This window comes from Flavobacterium sp. FlaQc-48 (genome assembly GCF_044007335.1).
Lineage (GTDB): Bacteria > Bacteroidota > Bacteroidia > Flavobacteriales > Flavobacteriaceae > Flavobacterium.
This window is the reverse complement of sequence record NZ_JBIPCR010000006.1, coordinates 204,979-226,442: the sequence shown is the minus strand read 5'-3', so window position 1 is coordinate 226,442 and position 21,464 is coordinate 204,979. Positions and strand designations below refer to the sequence as shown.

General features: G+C 34.2%; 18 protein-coding genes. 13 read left to right on the top strand and 5 right to left on the bottom strand.

The features are described from left to right. Nucleotides 1-48 precede the first annotated feature (48 nt). The 4 genes from ACHRWY_RS12335 (at nucleotide 49) to ACHRWY_RS12320 (ending at nucleotide 7,019) form a co-directional block, all read left to right on the top strand. Nucleotides 49-2,331 (top strand): T9SS type A sorting domain-containing protein, encoded by a 2,283-nt coding sequence (locus tag ACHRWY_RS12335; protein WP_395354939.1) that lies wholly within the window; start codon nucleotides 49-51, stop codon nucleotides 2,329-2,331. 51 nt (nucleotides 2,332-2,382) lie between these two features. Continuing rightward, nucleotides 2,383-3,096 (top strand): DNA repair protein RecO, encoded by a 714-nt coding sequence (recO, locus tag ACHRWY_RS12330; protein WP_395354937.1) that lies wholly within the window; start codon nucleotides 2,383-2,385, stop codon nucleotides 3,094-3,096. Nucleotides 3,097-3,226: 130 nt separating this feature from the next. Beyond that, complete coding sequence (gene ileS, locus ACHRWY_RS12325) at nucleotides 3,227-6,628, top strand: isoleucine--tRNA ligase (protein WP_395354935.1); 3,402 nt, start codon at nucleotides 3,227-3,229, stop codon at nucleotides 6,626-6,628. A gap of 10 nt (nucleotides 6,629-6,638) precedes the next feature. Next, nucleotides 6,639-7,019, top strand: coding sequence for a TraR/DksA C4-type zinc finger protein (locus ACHRWY_RS12320; RefSeq protein ID WP_026983623.1), 381 nt, complete (start codon nucleotides 6,639-6,641; stop codon nucleotides 7,017-7,019). A 248-nt stretch (nucleotides 7,020-7,267) separates the two neighbouring features. On the opposite strand, the gene ACHRWY_RS12315 is transcribed toward ACHRWY_RS12320, so the two are convergent. Beyond that, on the bottom strand, nucleotides 7,268-7,648 hold the full coding sequence (locus ACHRWY_RS12315; protein ID WP_395354934.1) for a hypothetical protein: 381 nt from the start codon (nucleotides 7,646-7,648) through the stop codon (nucleotides 7,268-7,270). A gap of 33 nt (nucleotides 7,649-7,681) precedes the next feature. Then, a complete protein-coding gene (locus ACHRWY_RS12310; RefSeq protein WP_395354932.1) occupies nucleotides 7,682-8,038 on the bottom strand; it encodes a roadblock/LC7 domain-containing protein in 357 nt (118 codons plus the stop codon). 180 nt (nucleotides 8,039-8,218) lie between these two features. Between ACHRWY_RS12310 and ACHRWY_RS12305 the strand changes: the two genes are divergently transcribed. Both ACHRWY_RS12305 and ACHRWY_RS12300 read left to right on the top strand, forming a co-directional pair. Continuing rightward, nucleotides 8,219-8,434 carry a hypothetical protein gene (locus ACHRWY_RS12305; RefSeq protein ID WP_395354930.1) on the top strand — a complete coding sequence of 72 codons (216 nt, stop codon included), beginning with the start codon at nucleotides 8,219-8,221 and terminating at the stop codon, nucleotides 8,432-8,434. 120 nt (nucleotides 8,435-8,554) lie between these two features. Next, nucleotides 8,555-9,163, top strand: coding sequence for a lipoprotein signal peptidase (locus ACHRWY_RS12300; protein WP_395354929.1), 609 nt, complete (start codon nucleotides 8,555-8,557; stop codon nucleotides 9,161-9,163). A gap of 138 nt (nucleotides 9,164-9,301) precedes the next feature. Here ACHRWY_RS12300 and ACHRWY_RS12295 read toward each other — a convergent pair whose 3' ends face one another. Next, nucleotides 9,302-9,460: a hypothetical protein gene (locus ACHRWY_RS12295; RefSeq protein WP_395354927.1), complete on the bottom strand. Its 159-nt coding sequence runs from the start codon at nucleotides 9,458-9,460 to the stop codon at nucleotides 9,302-9,304. A gap of 108 nt (nucleotides 9,461-9,568) precedes the next feature. Here ACHRWY_RS12295 and ACHRWY_RS12290 point away from each other — a divergent pair, with 108 nt between their 5' ends. The 5 genes from ACHRWY_RS12290 (at nucleotide 9,569) to ACHRWY_RS12270 (ending at nucleotide 19,352) form a co-directional block, all read left to right on the top strand. Beyond that, nucleotides 9,569-12,727 carry a UvrD-helicase domain-containing protein gene (locus ACHRWY_RS12290; protein WP_395354925.1) on the top strand — a complete coding sequence of 1,053 codons (3,159 nt, stop codon included), beginning with the start codon at nucleotides 9,569-9,571 and terminating at the stop codon, nucleotides 12,725-12,727. Between the two features lie 79 nt (nucleotides 12,728-12,806). Then, complete coding sequence (gene kbl, locus ACHRWY_RS12285; RefSeq protein ID WP_395354923.1) at nucleotides 12,807-14,000, top strand: glycine C-acetyltransferase; 1,194 nt, start codon at nucleotides 12,807-12,809, stop codon at nucleotides 13,998-14,000. 112 nt (nucleotides 14,001-14,112) lie between these two features. Continuing rightward, nucleotides 14,113-15,555 carry an OmpA family protein gene (locus ACHRWY_RS12280; RefSeq protein ID WP_395354921.1) on the top strand — a complete coding sequence of 481 codons (1,443 nt, stop codon included), beginning with the start codon at nucleotides 14,113-14,115 and terminating at the stop codon, nucleotides 15,553-15,555. Nucleotides 15,556-15,618: 63 nt separating this feature from the next. Continuing rightward, the gene (locus ACHRWY_RS12275) at nucleotides 15,619-18,384 is read left to right on the top strand and encodes a PD-(D/E)XK nuclease family protein (protein ID WP_395354919.1); all 2,766 of its coding nucleotides are present in this window, start codon (nucleotides 15,619-15,621) and stop codon (nucleotides 18,382-18,384) included. A gap of 293 nt (nucleotides 18,385-18,677) precedes the next feature. Continuing rightward, complete coding sequence (locus ACHRWY_RS12270; protein ID WP_395354918.1) at nucleotides 18,678-19,352, top strand: ATP-binding cassette domain-containing protein; 675 nt, start codon at nucleotides 18,678-18,680, stop codon at nucleotides 19,350-19,352. Between the two features lie 7 nt (nucleotides 19,353-19,359). Here ACHRWY_RS12270 and ACHRWY_RS12265 read toward each other — a convergent pair whose 3' ends face one another. Next, complete coding sequence (locus ACHRWY_RS12265; protein WP_395354916.1) at nucleotides 19,360-19,503, bottom strand: hypothetical protein; 144 nt, start codon at nucleotides 19,501-19,503, stop codon at nucleotides 19,360-19,362. 285 nt (nucleotides 19,504-19,788) lie between these two features. Here ACHRWY_RS12265 and ACHRWY_RS12260 point away from each other — a divergent pair, with 285 nt between their 5' ends. Further along, nucleotides 19,789-20,109 carry a hypothetical protein gene (locus ACHRWY_RS12260; RefSeq protein ID WP_395354914.1) on the top strand — a complete coding sequence of 107 codons (321 nt, stop codon included), beginning with the start codon at nucleotides 19,789-19,791 and terminating at the stop codon, nucleotides 20,107-20,109. A gap of 18 nt (nucleotides 20,110-20,127) precedes the next feature. Continuing rightward, the gene (locus ACHRWY_RS12255; protein ID WP_395354913.1) at nucleotides 20,128-20,502 is read left to right on the top strand and encodes a hypothetical protein; all 375 of its coding nucleotides are present in this window, start codon (nucleotides 20,128-20,130) and stop codon (nucleotides 20,500-20,502) included. Nucleotides 20,503-20,566: 64 nt separating this feature from the next. Here ACHRWY_RS12255 and ACHRWY_RS12250 read toward each other — a convergent pair whose 3' ends face one another. Next, entirely contained in the window at nucleotides 20,567-21,343 is a 777-nt protein-coding gene (locus tag ACHRWY_RS12250; RefSeq protein ID WP_395354911.1) for an alpha/beta fold hydrolase, read from the bottom strand. Between the last annotated feature and the right edge of the window lie 121 nt (nucleotides 21,344-21,464).

Sequence of the window (21,464 nt, the reverse complement as noted above, 5' to 3'; positions counted from 1 at the left end):
CAAATACTTTCGTTTGTAGTATATTTGTCTATCCCAATATAGTAAATAATGAAAAAAGGGTTTCTGTATATTTTGTTTTTAATGTTGTTTCAATTTAGCTTCTCGCAAAATAAATTGTCATGGCAGGGTTATTTTTCGTTTAACGAAATAAAAGATATTTCACAATCGCCAACTACGGTTTTTACAGCTTCAGAAAATGCACTGTTCTCTAAAAATACAGCAACAAATGAAACTAAAACAATCACCACAGTCGATGGGCTGTCTGGTCAGACGATATCATCCTTGTATTATAGTGAAGGTTTTAAGAAAACAATAATAGGTTATGAAAATGGTTTGATGATTGTAGTGAATCAAACAGATGGCAGTATCTTAAAGGTAGTTGATATTGTCAATAAACAATTGCCGGCTAATCTGAAAAAAATTAATCATTTTATGGAGCATAATGGTATAGTGTATGTTGCATGTGATTTTGGAATTGTGCAATTTAACCTGACCACTTTACAATTTGGGGATACTTACTTTATTGGAGACAATGGCGCCGAAATCAGTGTAAAACAAACCGCTTATTTTAACGGATTTATTTATGCTGCTACATCAAACGGTATTAGAAAAGCAAATAGTACAAATGCAAATCTCATCGATTTTAACCAATGGACTTTAGTTAATGCAGGAGATTGGTCCAGTATTGAAACTTTAGATGCAGAGCTTCTTGCTATAAATTCCGGAGGATATATTCATCGTTTTAATTCAAATATATTTATAGGTTTTTTTCAGCTTCCACAAGCAGCAACAGATATGCGTGCGGTAAACCATAACTTATTTGTGACAACACCAAGTGCTGTTTTTGTTTATAACAATCAGATGATCTTAAATCGTCAAATTTTAAATACTCAGGTTTTAGATAATACTTTGAGTTTTAGTTGTGCAACGGCCGTTGGTGATATTCTTTATGTGGGAACAAAAGAGCAGGGATTGTTTTCGTCTGCATTGTCCAGTTCTTCATCTTTTGAGAATAATACGCCTCCGGGGCCAACGCGAAACAATATTTTTTCTTTGGATGTAACATCAAATGCACTTTGGGCTGTTTATGGGGATTATAGTTCGTCTTACAATCCGTATCCGTTAGATTCTTATGGAGTAAGCAGGTATAATACAACAGGCTGGCTGAATATTCCGTACAAGAATGTTTTTGACGCAAAATCAATCACAAGAATTATTGTAAATCCAAACAATCAGAAACAGGTGTATGCAAGTTCCTATTTTTCAGGTTTATTGAAAATTGAAAATGAAGTTCCGACTATTTTGTATAATGAAAAAAATAGCGGTTTAGAAAGTTTAACATTTGTGGGGCCTAATTATATTGATATTCGTATTAATGGAACTGCTTTTGATAAAACCGGAAATCTGTGGCTAACAAACAGTTTGATTAAAAATGGATTAAAAGTTTTGAAAACGAATGGGCAGTGGGGGAGTTATTCTATGAGTTCCATTCTGGTTAATGCTGAAAACACTAGTTATGCAGACATTGTTATTGATAAAAACAGTACCAAATGGATGGCTACAAACACAGATGGAGTAGTAGGTTTTAATGAAAGTACTAATACATATAAGAAGATGATATTTGGTGCGGATCTTGGAAATTTGCCTGTATCTGATGTACGTTCTTTAGCTGTCGATGATAAAAATCAACTTTGGATCGGAACAACAAAAGGCTTAAGGGTTCTGTCGAATATAAATAGCTTCTTGAGCGAAGGTCAGTTAAAAGCAAATCCGATTATTATAATGGATGATAATTTGGCTCAGGAATTATTGTATGAGCAATTTATAACTTCAATTGCAGTGGATGGGGCGAATAATAAATGGATTGGTACTGTAGATTCAGGAATTTTTATGGTATCGCCAAATGGTCAGGAAACGAAATATCATTTTACAATAAACAACTCGCCTTTGCCAAGTAATGCAATCAAAGATGTTAAAATTAATAGTGTAACGGGTGAAGTTTTTATGGCAACCGATAAAGGTATGATTTCTTTTAAAGGAATTGCGACCGGTGCTAATGAAGATTTGAATAATGTTTATGTATATCCAAATCCTGTTCGTCCCACTTTTTCCGGAACTGTAAAAGTAGCGGGATTAATAGACAAGGCGAATATTAAAATTACTGATATCGAAGGAAATTTAGTTTACGAAACTACTTCGGCAGGAGGGACAATAGAATGGGATACAACAGCTTTTGGAAGATATAAAGTAGCTTCCGGAGTTTATATGATTTTTATCTCGGCTCAGGATGGCGGTGAAACCAAAGTGAAAAAAGTAATGATTATTAGGTGATTTTTACTGTCGGTTTTAAGCCTGAAACCTGAAACAAAAAAAACAAAAAAATTGTTAGTCAAAACAAAAGCAATCGTAATCTCTTCGTTGAAATTTCAGGAAAAAAGCCTGATTGTCAAATGCTTTACGCTTTCAAATGGCTTGAAGTCTTATTTTGTGCGGGATGCTTTTTCTACTCGAAAAGCAAGTCAGAAAATTGCTTATTTTCAACCCTTGTCCATTCTTGAAATTGAAGCAGTTCATAAAAATAAAGGCACGTTAGAAAATTTTAAAGAAATCAAATCGGCAGTTCCGTTTCAAAGTATTCATACTGATATTGTAAAAAGTACTATGGTAATGTTCTTGTCGGAGATGTTGCATTATTCAATTCAGGAAGAGGAAAAAAATGAGCCGCTTTTTATTTTTTTAGAAACGGCATTAAGCTGGCTGGATCATCATGACGAAATTTCGAATTTTCATTTGATTTTACTTCTGGAAATAACCAAATTTTTAGGTTTCTACCCCGATGTTTCAGAGGTAGATTTGCCTTATTTTGAAATGAATGATGGCGTTTTTACGGTATTTCATGGTACAACTGCTTTGAGTGATCATGAAACTAATTTGTTTCGAAAATTGATCGACTTAAAATTCGAAAATGATCAAAAGGTTTTTCATGTAGTAGAAAGACAAATTCTCTTAAAAATTCTAATTGATTACTATAGTCTTCATTTGGATGGATTTAAAAAACCAAAATCTTTAGATGTTTTAAAGGAAGTTTTCTCGTAAGTTTTAAAAACAGCTGGTATTTTTTGCGGAATCTACCTGAAATTTCATTGCCTCGCTCTTTTTTCTGTCATCTTTTATCTATTTTCCTCAAAATTCCTTACTTTCGCACCTCGATTAAGAAAAGGATAAAATGAGCACAAAATTTACTGAATACAAAGGACTTGACTTGCCAACGGTAGCGTCTGAAGTACTTGATTTTTGGAAGAAAGAAAATATATTTGAAAAGAGCGTAACAACTCGCGAAGGTGCTGAGCCTTACGTGTTTTTTGAAGGTCCGCCTTCGGCAAATGGTTTACCGGGAATTCACCACGTGATGGCACGTGCGATTAAAGATATTTTTTGCAGATATAAAACTCAAAAAGGTTTTCAGGTAAAAAGAAAAGCCGGATGGGATACGCACGGATTGCCTGTAGAATTAGGTACCGAAAAAGAACTTGGAATTACAAAAGAAGATATTGGTAAAACGATTTCTATCGAAGAATATAACGAAGCGTGTAAAAAAACCGTAATGCGTTATACCGATGTATGGAATGATTTGACCGAAAAAATGGGATATTGGGTAGATATGGAAGATCCGTATGTAACTTACAAACCCAAATATATGGAATCGGTTTGGTGGCTTTTGAAACAAATCTACGATAAAGGTTTGTTGTACAAAGGATACACAATCCAGCCTTATTCTCCAAAAGCAGGGACTGGATTATCTTCTCACGAAGTAAACCAGCCAGGAGCATATCGTGATGTTACAGATACTACGATTGTAGCTCAGTTTAAAACATTGCCGGAAACATTGCCTTCATTTTTACAAGGATTTGGAGATATTCACATCTTGGCCTGGACGACTACGCCCTGGACATTGCCATCGAATACCGCTTTGACAGTTGGTCCAAAAATCGATTACGTTTTAGTAAAAACTTTCAATCAATATACTTTTGAGCCTGTAAATGTAGTGCTGGCTAAGAATTTAGTTGGAAAACAATTCGGGAAAGGATTTTTTGCAAGCGAAGATGATGCTGATTTCGACAAAGTAAAAAATGGAGATAAACAACTTCCGTACAAAATCCTGGCAGAAGCAAAAGGAATTGATTTAGTTGAAATACGTTACGAGCAATTATTGCCTTATGTACTACCCTATCAAAATGCTGAAAATGCATTTAGGGTAATTGCCGGAGATTTCGTTACTACAGAAGACGGAACGGGAGTGGTACATACCGCTCCAACTTTTGGTGCTGATGATGCTAAAGTAGCAAAAGAAGCAAAGCCGGAAGTGCCGCCAATGTTGGTTCTGGACGAAAACGGAACAGCAGTGCCGCTGGTAGATTTACAAGGAAAATTTACTTCGCATTTGGGTGACCTTTCTGGTAAATATGTGAAAAACGAATATTATGATGCAGGACAGGCACCGGAGCGTTCTGTAGATGTTGAAATTGCTATTCGATTAAAAGAAGAAAATAAAGCCTTTAAGGTTGAAAAATACGTACACAGTTATCCACACAGCTGGAGAACTGATGAGCCGTTATTATATTATCCGCTAGACTCCTGGTTCATAAAAGTAACCGATGTAAAAGATAGAATGTTCGACCTGAACGAAACTATCAATTGGAAGCCTAAGTCTACTGGTGAGGGACGTTTTGGAAATTGGCTGAAAAATGCCAACGACTGGAACTTATCTCGTTCTAGATATTGGGGTATTCCGTTGCCAATTTGGAGAACCGAAGACAAAAAAGAAGAAGTTCTTATTGGCTCTGTTGAAGAATTATACAACGCGATCGAGAAATCTATCGAAGCTGGTTTTCAAAAAGAAAATCCGTTTAAAGGTTTTGAAATCGGAAATATGGCTGAGTCCAACTATGATTTAATCGATTTACATAAAAATGTTGTCGATCAGATTACTTTGGTTTCGGCTTCAGGCCAGCCAATGAAACGCGAAAGCGATTTAATTGATGTTTGGTTTGATTCAGGTGCAATGCCGTATGCACAATGGCATTATCCTTTTGAAAATAAAGACAAAATCGACGAGAACAAAGATTTTCCTGCGAATTTTATCGCAGAAGGTGTCGATCAGACCCGTGGATGGTTTTATACCCTGCACGCGATCGGAACTTTGGTTTTTGATAAAGTAGCGTATAAAAACGTAGTTTCGAATGGTTTGGTACTGGATAAAAACGGACAAAAGATGTCGAAACGTTTAGGAAACGCAACAGATCCTTTTGAAACAATTGCAGAATACGGTCCTGATGCCACACGCTGGTACATGATTTCAAACGCAAATCCCTGGGATAACTTAAAATTTGATATTGAAGGAATTGCCGAGGTTCGTCGTAAATTCTTCGGAACCTTATATAATACATATTCATTCTTTTCACTATATGCTAATATTGATGGGTTTAAATATGCTGAAGCAGAGATTCCGTTAAACGAAAGACCTGAAATCGATCAATGGATTATGTCTGAATTGCATACGTTAATAAAATTCGTTGACGAATGTTATGAAGATTATGAGCCTACGAAAGCAGCAAGGGCTATTTCTGACTTTGTTCAGGAAAATCTGAGTAACTGGTACGTTCGTTTATGCCGTCGTCGTTTCTGGAAAGGAGAATATGCCCATGATAAAATTGCAGCTTATCAAACGCTTTATACTTGTCTTTTGACGATCAGTAAATTAAGCGCTCCAATCGCTCCTTTTTTCATGGATAAATTGTACCGGGATTTAACCAGTTCGACCGGAACTGAGCAATATAGCAGTGTTCACCTGGCTGAATTTCCAAAATTTGTCGAAAACTTTGTTAATAAAACGTTAGAAAGCAAAATGCAGAAGGCTCAAACCATCTCATCTTTGGTTTTATCACTTCGTAAAAAGGAAATGATTAAAGTGCGTCAACCTTTGCAAAAGGTAATGATTCCGGTACTTGACGAAAATCAGAGAGCTGAAATTTTAGCTATTTCCGAGCTTGTAAAAGCAGAGGTAAACGTGAAAGAAATTCTGCTTTTAGATGACGACTCAGGTATTTTAGTGAAGCAAATTAAGCCTAATTTTAAAGCCTTGGGGCCACGTTTTGGAAAAGATATGGGCTTGATTTCCAAAGAAATACAGGGTTTTTCTGCAGAGCAGATTAATCAATTAGACAAGCAGGGAACGTTAGATATTGTTATTGCTGGAAATAACGTAACTTTATCACTAGAAGACGTCGAAATAACATCACAGGATATTGAAGGTTGGCTGGTTGCAAATTCTAATGGAATTACGGTTGCGCTTGACATTACAATATCTGAAGAATTAAAAAATGAAGGTATCTCAAGAGAATTGGTGAACAGAATTCAGAATATCCGTAAAGATTCCGGATTTGAAGTAACTGATAAAATTAAGGTACAAATTAAAAGAAGTGGTCTTTTAGAAGATGCAATTCTAAAAAATGAAGATTATATTAAATCTGAGACATTAACAGACGATTTGGTTTTTGTGGATGCTTTAGAAAGCGGCATAGAAATTGAGTTTGATGATATTAAAACTATGATATTAATTTCAAAATAATATAAATACGATGATAGATGAAATTACAAGATACTCAGACGCTGATTTAGCGGAGTTCAAAGAAATAATACAAAATAAAATACAAAAAGCACAAGCCGATCTGGATTTAATAAAAAGTGCTTACATGAATGATTTAAATAACGGTACAGATGACACTTCTCCAACTTTCAAAGCATTTGAAGAAGGAAGTGAAACCATGTCAAAAGAAGCGAACTCGCAGTTGGCTATCAGACAGGAAAAGTTCATCCGTGATCTAAAAAACGCGCTATTCCGTGTTGAAAATAAAACGTATGGTATATGTAAAGTAACAGGTAAATTAATTAGCAAAGAAAGGCTAAAAATCGTTCCTCATGCTACAATGAGTATCGAGGCTAAAAACCTGCAAAGATAATATCATAACCTGATAGATAAACGCTCCTTTTAGGGGCGTTTTTTTTGTTTAATGTTTAATCGAACTGAAGAAACTTTGCCTGCTTGTATTTTGAAAGAATTTGATTATAATTCATGAAGAAGTGCATGAGTAAAGGCTTCTTTGTTTTGTAAGAAGAAAGTGCGAGTGGGTTTTGAGGTAAAAAAAAATATTCTTAATTAGAACTGCCTTTAATTACGGACAGTTCTAATTGAGAAACAAGCTCAGTGTTAAGCTAAGTTTTTTTCTAACTCTAATTTGTGCTTTCTTAAAATAGCTCTTGTCATTCCTAAATTTGCTTTTGAAGAATCTGCAGCAAGGTAGATCATGAATTTTTTATTCGGAGAGATGTCGATAATATGAATTTGATTTGAAAGGGTAATCAGAATATCTTCTATATCCTGATTTAAATTTAAGGCTTTTACGGCGCTTAATTTTGCTTTTACAACTTCCAGATTGTAAGCCGCTGCAAGTTCAGGGTCAAAACCCGGGTCTATTGTTAAATTTCCAAAACTTAATCCTGATTCGATTTCGGTTACAGCGACAGCTATAAAGCCGTTTACGTTAGTTTTCATCTCATTTAAAAAAACGTTTAAAAAGTCGTTACTCATAGTTTGTTGGGGTTTGTGGTTAATAGATTTATGTTATTTTAATAGGGAATTCTTGCTTAACTCTGTCGCGACTTCGTCAGTTGACCGCATTAATAAGCCGAGATTGCTTCCGTCTTTTGAAAATGCAATAATGAAGTTTGTTCCGCTGATTTTATTTCCAATGACAACTCCTTCTGAAGTTTTTAAGAAAAGCTGCTTTAAGGCACCTTTGTCAAGATCCAGTAAGAATTTTTCGCTCATCGATAAAATGGCTGCGCTCATTGCAGCAACGCTGTCTCCGTAGTCTAAATGTAGCGATGTGATTAGTTTTCCTTTTCCATTTAGGATTAATGCGGCAGAAGATTTAGTATTAACCAGAAAGTCGTTTAGAGTAGTAGTGATTTCATTCATATTTTGTAAGATTTGAGGAGAGTTGTTAAATTCGTTTCATTTTTATGTAGTATGGATGGGAAATATGATTTTTGTTCTAAACAAGTGTTAATTTTTTATAAACAAATATAAATTAAATTATGTATCATTGTAATACCAAATCATTAATAATTTATTTATTTAACATAAAAAACTTACACAATGGCTAAAGTATTGAAATTCAAGGAAGTAAACTCTGATGTCGAAAGTAGAATAAAAGAGTTTGAAAAAATTCGTATTAAGTTTAAAGCTGATGTTAAAAAGGCTGAGGCTAAAAAAGCAGCAGCGGGAAAAGAAGGAAAGGGATTCCTTAAATCGATCTCTGAATTTTTTAGTGATGCTCCCAAAACAACAACTAAACCTGTAGTTAAAAAATAAATCCAATTAGGGCTAAAGCTGGATTAAAAGTGATTTAGTTTTATTACAAAACAATTAACGCTCCTTAAGGAGCGTTTTTTTTGATTAAATTGTTACTTTTGCCCATCAAAATTGTATAAAATGTCATTAAGAAAAGCATATTTCCTTATATTTTTAGTTTTAATTATCGATCAACTTTCAAAAATTTATGTAAAAACAAACTTTACATTAGATTATCCTGATAATGAAGTTAAGATTTTTGATTGGTTTCGAATTCATTTCATTGAAAATGAAGGAATGGCCTGGGGAACAAAAATACCTGGGGAATATGGAAAATTGATTTTGACAGTTTTTAGGATTTTTGCCGTTTTCGGAATCGGATATTGGCTGGCTGATTCTGTAAAGAAGCGTCACTCTGCGTATTTGATTGTAGCTATCGCATTGATCTTTGCCGGTGCGGCCGGAAATATAATTGATTCTGTTTTTTACGGCGTTATCTTTGATGACAGTCATGGTAAACTGGCAACGCTTTTTTCGCCTGAACCTTATGGTACATGGTTTCATGGTTTAGTGGTTGATATGTTTTATTTTCCAATCTGGAAAGGTCAATTGCCTGCATGGTTTCCATTTTGGGGAGGGGAAGAAGTTTCTTTCTTTAATGCTATTTTTAATGTTGCCGATATGGCAATTTCTACAGGAGTTGGAATATTGCTTGTTTTTAATAAAAGAGCCTTTCCAAAAACGGCTTAATTTACCGTTATTTAATCTTTTGAGATAAATGCTTGAAAAATACAGGAATAATGAGTCGCATTTTGTAATTAGATTTGTCGCTTTTCTAAGTATTGTTCTGGGCTTTGTGCTTTTTAGTGTTCTTTGCATTGAGGCTGATCAGAGATCATGTTTAGGGCCTCCGGACGTTTTGCCGTTTGTTTTTATCGGTTTTCCTGTAATTACATTTTTGTTGGTTCTGGATCTGATTGTTTTAGGTGTTTTAAAAGTGCTCAATTGGGAAAAAGTATTGGTGAATTCGTGCTTATTTCTAAGCATGGTTTTTTACTTCATTTTGGTTTTTAGTTAAATTTTCTCTCTCCTGTTTCTTTTGCAGTTAATAGTGTAATAGAAACGCTATTTTTACAATACAAAAAAAATAAGCTTATGCAAAGCCCGTCTTTTTCAATTTATGATGCGTCTGCAGGCTCAGGAAAGACCTATACTTTGGTGAAGGAATATCTTAAAATTATTCTTTCTTCTCCTAGAAATGATGCTTATAGAAATATTCTGGCTATAACTTTTACCAATAAAGCAGTTCATGAAATGAAAAGCCGTATTGTGGGGAGTTTGTCTGAATTTGCGAAAGAGGAACCTTCTGTAAAAGCGATGGATTTAATGGAAGATTTATCTCGGGACACCGGGCTTTCTGTAATTAAAATCAAAATAAAATCTCAAAGTATCATCAAGCATCTAATTCATAATTATGCTGCATTTGATATTTCTACAATTGATAAATTTACCCATAAAGTTATTCGTGCCTTTGCACATGATCTTAATCTGCCCATGACTTTTGAAGTCACTTTGGATACTGAAAATTTATTGATCGAAGCTGTTGATGCTATTATTGCCCAGGCAGGACAAGATGAAACGTTGACAAAGTTACTTATCGATTTTACAATGGAGAAAACCGATGATGATAAAAGCTGGGATGTTTCTCGTGAAATTTTAGAAACCGGAAGATTGGTTTTGAATGAAAATAATCGGAATGAGATTTCGCATTTCCAGGATAAATCGATCGAAGAATTCGTTGAAATCAAAAAGAAAATGCAGGCTCTTTGTAAAGAATTAGAGTCCGGGAATGAGCAATTTGCCACTGAAGCCCTTTCTTTAATTGATAAAAACGGAATTGATTTGAAGTCATTTTCAAGAGGAACTTTTCCGAATCATTTAGAGAGTATACGTGACGGGAAATTTAATCCCCGCAATAAAACGTTTCATGAGTTTGATGATATTGCTATAAATAAAACAGCAAAAGACCGGGCGCTAATCGAGAATCTCATTCCGGAACTGTTGCTTACTTTGGAAAAAATTTATAAAAACTTTGAAAAAAGAGATTTTTATAAAGCCTTCTTAAAAAATATAACGCCACTTTCACTGCTAAATACAGTGAGCAATGAACTGGCGAAAATACAATCAGAACAAAATATTTTGTCTATTTCTGAATTTAATGCCATTATTCATCGTGAGATCCAGAACCAGCCCGCTCCTTTTATTTATGAGCGTTTAGGCGAAAAGTACCGTCATTTTTTTATTGATGAGTTTCAGGATACTTCAGAAATGCAATGGCAGAATCTGATTCCGCTGATACATAATTCCCTTTCAGGTGAAGATGATTTTGGGAATAAAGGGACTTTGATGATTGTGGGGGATCCAAAACAATCTATTTACCGGTGGAGAGGAGGAAAGGCGGAGCAATTCATTGAATTAGGAAAAGAAGAGACTTCTTTTTTTAATCATGAAAAAGTAGTGGCACATTTAGATACCAATTATCGAAGTTATAGTGAGGTAATTGATTTTAATAATGCTTTTTTTAAATTGATTTCGACTGAGTTTTCAAATGATGATTATAAAGATTTGTACGAGAACCATAGTTTTCAAAAATCAAATTCAAAAAAAGGAGGATATGTTAATATTTCTTTTCTTCCGATAATTGAAAAAAATGAATTTGCCGATGAAGAAGAAGTTGTTGAGAAATCAGATCTTTATGTTTTGGCAACTTTAAATACAATTCAAAAAGTAATTCAGGAGGGTTTTGAATATAAGGATATTGTGATTCTAACCAGAAAGAGAGATCAGGGAATCGCCATTGCAAATTATTTGACAGAGCAGAGTATTCCGCTGTTGTCTTCAGAGACGTTAATGATTCAAAATGCTACTGAGGTTCGTTTGATTGTTCAGTTGCTGAAATATTTGAATAATAGTGCCGATTTAGAATCAAAAGCGAAGTTTTTGCATTTTTTGGCCTCTAATACAACAGTCGAAATACCGGTTCATGATTTTATTGCTCAGGGAATGGCTCAGAAAGTTGAAACTGATTTTGAGAAATGGCTTTTAACTTTTGATGTATCGCTTTCTTTTGAAGATGTGCGCAAAAAATCACTTTACGAAGCTGTTGAGATTATAATCGCAAAATTCGTTCTTCCGGCAGAAGGAAATGCATATGTACAGTTTTTTCTGGATATTGTTTTAGAAAGAGATATTAGAAATCAAGCCGGAATAGCTGATTTTTTGACTTATTGGGATAAAAACGGGGAGAGATTCAGTATTCCGTCCCCGGAAGGAAATAATGCAGTTCGAATAATGACAATCCATAAATCGAAAGGTTTGGAGTTTCCGGTAGTTATCATGCCATTTGCCGAAGAGGATTACAATCGTAAGCCAAAAGATAAATTATGGCTGGATACTGAAGATGTTAATCTCGATGTGCCAAAAGCCTTGATTGACAATAGTAGTGCAGTTGAAGGTTTTGGCGAAAGTGCTTCGGCAGTTTTTAATTTGAAAAAGCAAGAAGAATTATTAGATAACATTAATGTTTTGTATGTGGCGTTAACGCGGGCAGAAGAGCAGTTGTATGTTATTTCGCAATCCTTAAAAGAAAGGAAAGACGGGGAATATCCAAATAATATGGCTTCTTTTTTTATTAAACATTTAATGCATGAAGGTGTTTATGATGAGGGGAAATTAGAATACGAATTTGGAAATAAAACCAGGCTTTCGGTTTCAACAAAATCAATTGATTTGGTGAAAGAGATACCGGTTGTTTCAGAAGTTTTAAAACCTAAGAATATTAAAATTGCACAGCGGGAAGCTTTGATGTGGGGCACGCATCAGCAGGAGGCGATCGCTTACGGAAATATAGTCCATGAGATTTTGGCTTTTGTGAAAGATAAATCAGATGTGGATCTGGCGATAACAAAAGCAGTCGAAAATGGATTAATTACAATTGATCAGGTTGGTTTAGTGTTGAAATCTATTCAGGAAATTGTAAACCATCCTGAATTAAGTGTTTGTTTTGATGGAAGTTTTACTATTTTGAATGAACAGACAATTGTTCAGAAAGAAGGAAGGATTTTAAAGCCGGACCGGGTTGTTTTAACTCCGGCTAAAGAAGCATATCTGCTGGATTATAAAACAGGGGTTATTAATTCTAAATATACGCAGCAAATTCAGGAATATCAGGATGCTATTGAAGATTTAGGGTACAAAGTGTTAAAAAAAGCGTTGGTGTATATAGGAACAGAAATCGATGTAGTAAATTTGTGAAAAAATTAATCAGATGTTAAGGGTTTGACTAGGCTATTTTGCTTAAGTTGTTAATTTTTAACGTTTTAAATAAATAAAAATGTACGGTAAAATAAAAGAACATTTGCAAAATGAATTGCAAGCTATTGAAGACAACGGAATTTTTAAAAAAGAACGTATTATTACTTCAGCACAAGATGCAGAAATAACCATTTCTACAGGAGAGAAAGTTTTGAATTTCTGTGCTAATAATTATTTAGGACTTTCGTCTCACCCTGAGGTTGTTCAGGCTGCAAAAGACGCTATGGATACACATGGCTTTGGAATGTCTTCAGTACGTTTCATTTGCGGAACACAGGATATTCATAAAACACTAGAGAAAAAAATTGCTGATTTTTACGGAACAGAAGATACCATTCTATATGCTGCAGCATTTGATGCTAACGGAGGTGTTTTTGAACCTTTATTGGGAGAAAATGATGCTATTATTTCAGATAGTTTGAATCATGCTTCAATTATCGATGGTGTTCGTCTGTGTAAAGCGGCTCGTTATCGTTATGAAAACAGCAATATGGAAGATCTGGAACAACAATTAATTAAAGCAAATGAGGCTGGTGCCCGTTTTAAGTTAATTGTTACCGATGGGGTTTTCTCTATGGATGGTCTTGTTGCTCCTTTAGATAAAATTTGTGATCTCGCCGATAAGTATGATGCAATGGTAATGGTAGACGAATGCCATGCAGCCGGATTTATTGGGGCAACAGGTAAAGGTACGCTTGAGGCTAAAGGTGTTATGGGTAGGGTTGATATTATCACCGGAACACTTGGTAAAGCATTAGGTGGAGCAATGGGAGGTTATACAACGGCCAAAAAAGAGATAATCGAATTGTTGCGTCAGCGTTCACGACCTTATTTGTTTTCAAATTCACTGGCACCTGCTATTGTGGGGGCTTCCATAAAAGTTTTTGAATTATTAGAAAAAGATACTTCATTGCGAGATAAATTAGAGTGGAATACCAATTATTTCAAAGACGGAATGAAAAAAGCAGGTTTTGATATTATTGATGGGGATTCTGCCATAGTGCCCGTGATGCTTTATGATGCTAAATTGTCTCAAACGATGGCTAACGAGCTTTTAAAACAAGGCATTTATGTAATCGGATTCTTCTTTCCTGTAGTGCCTAAAGAAAAAGCCAGAATCAGGGTTCAGTTATCGGCTGCACATACTAAAGACCATTTAGATAGGGCGATAGCAGCCTTTGAAGTTGTCGGTAAAATGTTAAAAGTTATATAATTTCCATATAGAGAAATTTTTGTAGGTTTTTTTTAACATTTCATTTTGTATTTAAAAAATTTGGTGTTACTTTTGCTTGTAATTAACTAAATTGTAATTAAAAAAATTAAGTATGAAACATCTTAACAAACTTTTAGTTGCTGTGATGATGGTGATGGGTTTAAGTTCTCACGCACAAGACAGTAACAATCCATGGGCTATCTCTTTTGGAGTTAATGCCGTTGACACTAGAACCAGTTCTGGTGCAGGAAGTGGTTTCTTTGATCAACACTTTTCGCAACCATTCGCTGTAAAAGACAACTGGAATATTCTTCCTTCTTTATCTTACATTGGTGTAAATAGATATGTTGGTAGTGGATTCTCAGTTGGTTTACAAGGATCTGTAAACAAAATTGATAAATTTGTAACTTTCGCTCCAACTGCTCCAGGGCATGACGGAAGAGGAAATGTTGTAACTAATCCTGGTGATTTGATGTATTATGGAATAGATGCTACTATTAAATATAGCTTCCAGGAATTAATCAAATCTAAAGTGGTTGATCCTTCGTTATCTGTTGGTGGAGGTTATACTTTCTTCGGTGATGAGAGTTTTGGTACAGTTAATCCAGGTGCTGGAATAACTTTCTGGTTTACAGATGCAATTGGTCTTGAGCTTGCTACAAAGTACAAATGGGCTGTTGCTGATGGTCAAGGAGATAAATCAGTTTTCCAACACACTGCAGGTCTAGTTTTCAAATTCGGAGGTAAAGATACTGACGGAGACGGAATCTACGATAAAGATGATGCTTGTCCAGATGTTGCTGGTTTGAAACAATTCAACGGATGTCCTGATACTGACGGAGACGGAATCGTTGACGCTAGTGATGCTTGTCCTACTGAATTTGGTTTAGCTGCATTAAACGGTTGTCCAGACAAAGACGGAGACGGAATCGCTGATAAAGATGATGCTTGTCCAGATGTTGCTGGTCCAAAACAATTCAACGGATGTCCTGATACTGACGGAGACGGTGTTCCAGACAAAGATGACAAATGTCCTACAGTTGCTGGTCCTAAAGAAAATGGTGGTTGTCCTTTCTTAGACGCTGACAAAGACGGTGTTGCTGATAAAGATGATGATTGTCCTACAGTTTACGGTCCTGCTAGTAACAGAGGTTGTCCTGAAGTAACTAACGAAGCTTTAGAAGATCTTAAAGTTCAGGCTAGAGCAATCTACTTTAACTCAGGAAAAGCTACTTTCAAAACTGGTGACAAAGAAACTCCAGCTAGATTAGATGCTATCAAAGAAATCCTTAAAAACTATCCAAACGCGAAATTCAGTATCGAAGGTCACACAGATAGTGATGGTTCTGACAAATTGAACCAAAAACTTTCTGAAGACAGAGCTGCTGCTGTTATGAACGCTTTGATCGAAAGAGGAGTTAATGTTGATAACTTAGTATCTAAAGGTTTTGGTGAGTCTCAACCAGTTGCTAGTAACAAAACTGCTGCAGGTAAAGCACAAAACAGAAGAACAGAAATTAGACACATTGGTTCTAAATACCAAGGTAAAATCTAATTTACTTTCTAAATAAATACTAAAAGCCATTCTTAATTGAATGGCTTTTTTTATTTTTATCAAATGATAAATACTTCTTTTCTCGGAAAAATCGCAAATGTAGTAATTCAGGATTATTCGCATAAACTTGCTGAAACTACCATTGTCCTGCCTAATAAAAGAGCTAAAGTTTTTTTAATAGAAGCATTGAAAAATGCAACTTCCGAAACGATTCTTTGTCCCGAAATTACTAGTATAGAAGATTTTGTACAAGATGTGGCATCTATCAGATCTGTTGATTCAATCGAGTTGTTGTTTGAGTTTTATGAAGTCTATCTCTCTGTAACCGAAAAGCAAAACCAGCAATCATTCGAGTTGTTTGCCAACTGGGCTAAAACACTTTTGCAGGATTTTAATGAAATCGATCGCTACTTATTAGACCCCAACCACGTTTTGTCTTATTTGAAAGATATTGAAGATATTAAAAAATGGGGAATTGAAGTAGAAAATAAAACTAAACTGCTGGAAAACTATATTGATTTCTGGAAACTTCTTCCTTTATATTATGAGTCGTTGTACAATCATTTACTGAACAAATCAATAGGATATCAGGGATTGATTTACAGAGAAGCGGTAAATAATCTCAATCACTTTTCGAATACGATTTCAAATCGCCATTTTATTTTTGCCGGATTTAATGCTTTAAATGCCGCCGAAGAAAAAATTGTACAACATCTTATGGCGTTGGATCAGGCTAAAATTTATTGGGATGCTGATCAGACTTTTCTAAATGACCCTTATCACGACGCAGGGCTTTTTGTTCGACGTTTTAAAGAAAGCTGGAAGCATTATAAGTCAAATATTTTTGAATGGATTGTTGATGATTTTTCGCAGTCTAAAAATATCCAGGTAATAGGAACTCCAAAAACAATTGGCCAGGCGAAGCTTGCAGGCAGTATAATTGAAAATTTAATCCTTGAAAATCCAACTGCCGCTCTTGATAAAGTGGCTATTGTTCTTGGTGAAGAAAATTTATTAATGCCTGTTTTATACTCCTTGCCTTCATCAGTAGGAAGTTTGAATATAACAATGGGATATTCCGGTAAAAATAACCCTTCGCAAATACTGATTGCCAAGTTGTTTAAAATGCATACTAATGCGCTTTCCCGTAAAGGAGAAAGCTATGTTTTTTATTATAAAGATGTGCTGGATATACTCACTCATCCCTTAGTTGAGCCATATGCAAATGCGAGAAATCTGGTCAGGATTATAAAAGAGAATAATTATACTTTTATCACTCATAACAGGCTAACAGAACTCAATTTATATCCATCAGAACTGTTTAAAATGCTGTTTCAGAAATGGCAGAACGGATCAATTGCTGTTCTTGAAAATGTTTCGGCAATTTTACTTTTGATAAAAGGCAATTTTAGTAATGATAATGAAGAAGAAAAAATTGCAAAAGCTTTTGTCTATGCTGTTTTTAAAGTGATAAATAAATTGATCAATTATTATACACAACACCATCATATTGATAACATAGATACTTTGCATGCCATATATAAGCAGATCATTGATGTTGCAGAAGTGTCATTTGAAGGGGAGCCTTTGCATGGATTGCAAATTATGGGGGTTCTTGAAAGTCGTGTTCTGGATTTTGATACCGTAATTGTTACTTCGATGAATGAAGGAAAGTTTCCGGCCGGAAAATCCCAAAATTCATTTATTCCTTATGATGTGAAAAGAGAATTAGGTTTGCCAACTTTTAAAGAAAAGGATGCCATTTATACTTATCACTTTTATCATTTACTACAAAGAGCAAAAAATATCTATTTGATATATAATACTGAAAATGATGGTTTAGATGCGGGTGAACGAAGCCGGTTTATTACCCAACTCGAAGTTGAAAAGCAAAAGAAACACAACCTGACTTTTGATATTTATAATCCGGTTTTGCCTAATACCGCTTATCAGCCTATGATTGTCCCTAAATCTGAAGCTGTTATGGAACGATTAAAAGAAATAGCGGTTGCGGGATTTTCTCCATCGGCGTTAACGAGTTATATCCGAAATCCTATTGATTTTTATTTTCAAAAGATTCTCAGAATTCGCGAAGTCGAAGAAGTAGAAGAAAATATTGCCCTAAATACACTGGGAACTATAATTCACGAAACATTAAAAGCTTTATACGAACCTTTTATTGGTAAGCTTATCTCTGAAAGTGATCTGGAAAATAGTTTCAAATTGCTAGATGCCGAAGTTTTAAAACAGTTTAAAGTCGTTTATAAAGAGGGTGAAATCAAAAAAGGAAGAAACCTTTTGGCTTTTGAAGTAGCAAAACGAAATGTGTCTAATTTTTTAAGAATGGAACTGGAGGCTGTTAAAAATGGAGATGCAGTCAAAATTATTGCTTTGGAGGAAACGTATGCACGCGAACTGATTCATCCGGCTTTGCCATTTGCTGTTTTGATTAAAGGAAACGTAGACAGAATTGAATTAAGAAACGGCAGAATCAGAATTATCGATTATAAGACAGGTAAAGTAGAAAAGGCTAATGTAGTACTGAAATCATGGAATGGATTAACTCAGGAGCTTAAAAATGACAAAATCATTCAGGTTCTGGCGTATGCGTTTATGTTTGAAAAACAGGCAGGAGAAATTCCGATTGAAGTTGGGATTATTTCATTTAAAAACTTAAAGTCAGGTTTTTTGCCTTTTGGTTTTAAGGAAGATAAAGAATTGAACCTTACGGTGACCAAAGAAATTTTGAGTCATTATCTGGAAGAAATTGTATTATTGCTAAATGAAATCTTCGATGTTACCATTCCTTTCGAAGAAAAAATAAATTAAATCATCAGAAAGTTTTATAACATATTTGAGTTTTTTAAAACCACTTTAGGTGTAAATCTTACGGTTTGTGCTATCGCTGTTTTGCGGGGTGGTTTTGATTATTTTTTTATCTTATTTCTGAGTTTTGGTTTTTTGATGAGTATTGGTTTTAAAGAATTATATCGAAAGCATGAATATCTTTTTTATGCGAATAACGGAATTTCAAAGATTTATCTTTTGCTTTTTAGTTATCTTTTGACTTTTTGTACAACCGTTTTAATTGGATTAATTACTTTTTTAATCAGGAGATTATTTTGAAAAAGCATATTTTAGAAGTCGATGGTATTCAGAAGAAATATAATGAGAGAGTGATACTTTCAGATGTCTATCTAAAATGTGAAACTTCTCAGATTATTGGTTTACTGGGTAGAAACGGTTCCGGAAAATCGACTTTGCTGAAAATTATTTTCGGAATTATTCCGGCTCCAAATAAATGTATCCGGATTGATGCTGTTTCAAAAAACAATAAAAATATTTTACTCAACGAGGTTAGTTATTTGTCGCAGGAGCCCTTTATTCCGAATCATTTATCAGTAAAAAAGGCGATCTCATTATCGATCGATAAACAAAAAATAAATTTTTTTAACGAAGATCAATTTATTCAATCTATTTTGGGTAAAAAAATCGGCCACTTGTCTGGTGGTGAATTGCGCTATTTAGAGATAAAAATCGTTCTTTCGAATCCTTCAAAGTTTGTTTTACTGGATGAACCCTATAATGGATTGTCTCCTTTGATGATCGAAGTGGTCAATGAAATGATACGTGCAAATTCAGCTCAAAAGGGAATTATTATCACAGATCACAATTTTCAAAATGTAATCAAAATTTCGTCTCAGATTATTTTGATTAAAGAAGGTAAAACGCATTATATCAGGAATAATGCGGAACTGGTAGAAAAAGGTTATTTGGTAGATTTGGGGTTTTTGTAAGTGCTTTTTAGCTGAATATTTTTTTGAAAAAGCCTTTCTTTTCGCGTTCTTGCGAATTCAAAGTGTTTAAACTTCCGTTTTCAAAACGAAATCTTCTAAACTTCATCAGTTTTACATTTAGGTCAAAGCGTAATTCGTCAACTGTTTTCATTTGAATAAAATTTTTTGCAAAGCTATGAAAAAGTTACTGCAAACGAAATTTGTTATAAATGTTAAAATAATATTTAAGATATCTCAAACAGATTGTATTTTTTTTAGATAAATATTCTTTTTTTGTTTCTGTTTTTTACCAATTTTATTTTAAAAATAAAGAAACACTATCGTATAAATAAAAGTAACTCAAATGGTTACGTGTGCCTTTTTTTTAACAAGTGTTTATCGGACAATTCTGTTTATTAAAATATCTTTGAACTTCTTAAAATGATAAAATAGCAATATGATTGATTTAAATGCACTTGTAGAAGAGACAGGAGTTGACTCTGGACTGAGTTTTAATATAGATGGTATCTTACTGGAATCTGTTAATTTGGAGTATGATGGAAATGTAGCGGCAATGATTGGTATGATCCTAAAAATGTGTTTAGAAATGTCTGAAGATGTGAATAACGGAGATCTTAGACAGGTTATGATTAAAAACAACGATGGTATTGTAGTGGCAAATAAAGATCAGAATGATAATTGTGTGGCGCTCATTTCTAAAGATATAAGTAAAATGGGACTTTTGCTGCGCAAAATGGATACTATTTTCAACAATTAATTTAAATACAATTAAAACATGTCAGATTTTTTACAAAATTTTCAAAACGATTTAAAAGAAAATATTAACGGATTCATTGCAGTTTCAGTTACCGAAGTTGAAACAGGAATGTCTTATTGCTCACTTTCTTTAAATCCAAATTTTGACCCGGAATTAGCATCTGCTTATAATTTAGAAGTTGTAAAAGCAAAATTAAACGCTATTAAAGCTTTAGGATTAGATCAAAAAATCAACGATATCTTAATTACACTAACAGATCAAATACATATTATAGACGTTTCTGAAGATGGTAAATATTTTATTTACCTGGCCGTAGATTCTACAAAAGCAAATCTTGGATTAACAAGAGCCACTTTGTCTAAATTTAAAAAAGACATTATAACAAAACTATAATTTTTGCCCCCAATATTGAGAAAAAGGCTGTTCAAAATTTTTGGGCAGCCTTTTTTGGTTTTCATTATTCAAAAAAATCTAATAATGTAGTTTTTAATTCTTCTTTGTTTTCGATATGGCTCATGTGTCCGTCATCAAACGAGACCAGCTTAGCCGTTGTGCCTTCGATTTGAGCAATACTTTCTTCGTAGTTTAAAACGGGATCTTTTTTGCCCAAAATCAATAATACAGGAAACAAGTTCTTTTGCAAAAGCGATGCTCTGTCTTTTCGTGTTTTCATTCCTTCAAGCGAAGCCACAATTCCCTGTAAAGGTGTTTTTAAAGCCTGAATTTTTGCTTCTTCAATTTCTTCAGTCAATCTGGCCCTGTTGTTTTCGCTGAATAAGTTACCAATAGCAAGATTCACGAAGTTTATATAATTTTGTTTTACCGCTTTTATAGCGCGATTTCGGTTTATTTTTTTCTCATGGCTATCTGCTTTCGATGTAGAGTTTAGCAGAACCAGTTTACTAATGTTCTTTGGGTATAATTCGGCAAAAGCCAAACCAACATAACCTCCCATAGAATGACCGGCAATTGTCGCTTTTTCAATCTTTAATTGTTTTAAAACTTCCTGAACTGCATTGGCATTATCCTCCATAGAATGCACATATCCCAAAGAATCAGACTCGCCATGACCCAATAAATCAATTGTGATAATTCGGTATTTTTCTGAGAAAAAATCAACGTAATCTCTCCACATTTTTTTGTTTTCTAAAAAGCCGTGAAGCAGTACAATTGCAGTTCCCTGACCTGAATCATTGTAAGAAATTTTGGTGTTTTTATATAAAATATTTTTCAAAATAGAGTTTTAAATTATCATTGCAAAGATAAGAAAAGCTAAAACCTTATAAAAAGTATAAGTTCAATCGAGTTAAAAAAAAAGTTATTCGGTTCAATTTTAAATGAACTTATATCACCTA

Bases quoted from the DNA above. Each gene is read 5' to 3' on its own strand.
- ACHRWY_RS12335 (WP_395354939.1), top strand. From the start codon at position 49: ATGAAAAAAGGGTTTCTGTATATTTTGTTTTTAATGTTGTTTCAATTT.
- ileS (WP_395354935.1), top strand. From the start codon at position 3,227: ATGAGCACAAAATTTACTGAATACAAAGGACTTGACTTGCCAACGGTA.
- ACHRWY_RS12320 (WP_026983623.1), top strand. From the start codon at position 6,639: ATGATAGATGAAATTACAAGATACTCAGACGCTGATTTAGCGGAGTTC.
- ACHRWY_RS12315 (WP_395354934.1), bottom strand. From the start codon at position 7,648: ATGAGTAACGACTTTTTAAACGTTTTTTTAAATGAGATGAAAACTAAC.
- ACHRWY_RS12310 (WP_395354932.1), bottom strand. From the start codon at position 8,038: ATGAATGAAATCACTACTACTCTAAACGACTTTCTGGTTAATACTAAA.
- ACHRWY_RS12305 (WP_395354930.1), top strand. From the start codon at position 8,219: ATGGCTAAAGTATTGAAATTCAAGGAAGTAAACTCTGATGTCGAAAGT.
- ACHRWY_RS12300 (WP_395354929.1), top strand. From the start codon at position 8,555: ATGTCATTAAGAAAAGCATATTTCCTTATATTTTTAGTTTTAATTATC.
- ACHRWY_RS12295 (WP_395354927.1), bottom strand. From the start codon at position 9,460: ATGCTTAGAAATAAGCACGAATTCACCAATACTTTTTCCCAATTGAGC.
- ACHRWY_RS12290 (WP_395354925.1), top strand. From the start codon at position 9,569: ATGCAAAGCCCGTCTTTTTCAATTTATGATGCGTCTGCAGGCTCAGGA.
- kbl (WP_395354923.1), top strand. From the start codon at position 12,807: ATGTACGGTAAAATAAAAGAACATTTGCAAAATGAATTGCAAGCTATT.
- ACHRWY_RS12280 (WP_395354921.1), top strand. From the start codon at position 14,113: ATGAAACATCTTAACAAACTTTTAGTTGCTGTGATGATGGTGATGGGT.
- ACHRWY_RS12275 (WP_395354919.1), top strand. From the start codon at position 15,619: ATGATAAATACTTCTTTTCTCGGAAAAATCGCAAATGTAGTAATTCAG.
- ACHRWY_RS12265 (WP_395354916.1), bottom strand. From the start codon at position 19,503: ATGAAAACAGTTGACGAATTACGCTTTGACCTAAATGTAAAACTGATG.
- ACHRWY_RS12260 (WP_395354914.1), top strand. From the start codon at position 19,789: ATGATTGATTTAAATGCACTTGTAGAAGAGACAGGAGTTGACTCTGGA.
- ACHRWY_RS12255 (WP_395354913.1), top strand. From the start codon at position 20,128: ATGTCAGATTTTTTACAAAATTTTCAAAACGATTTAAAAGAAAATATT.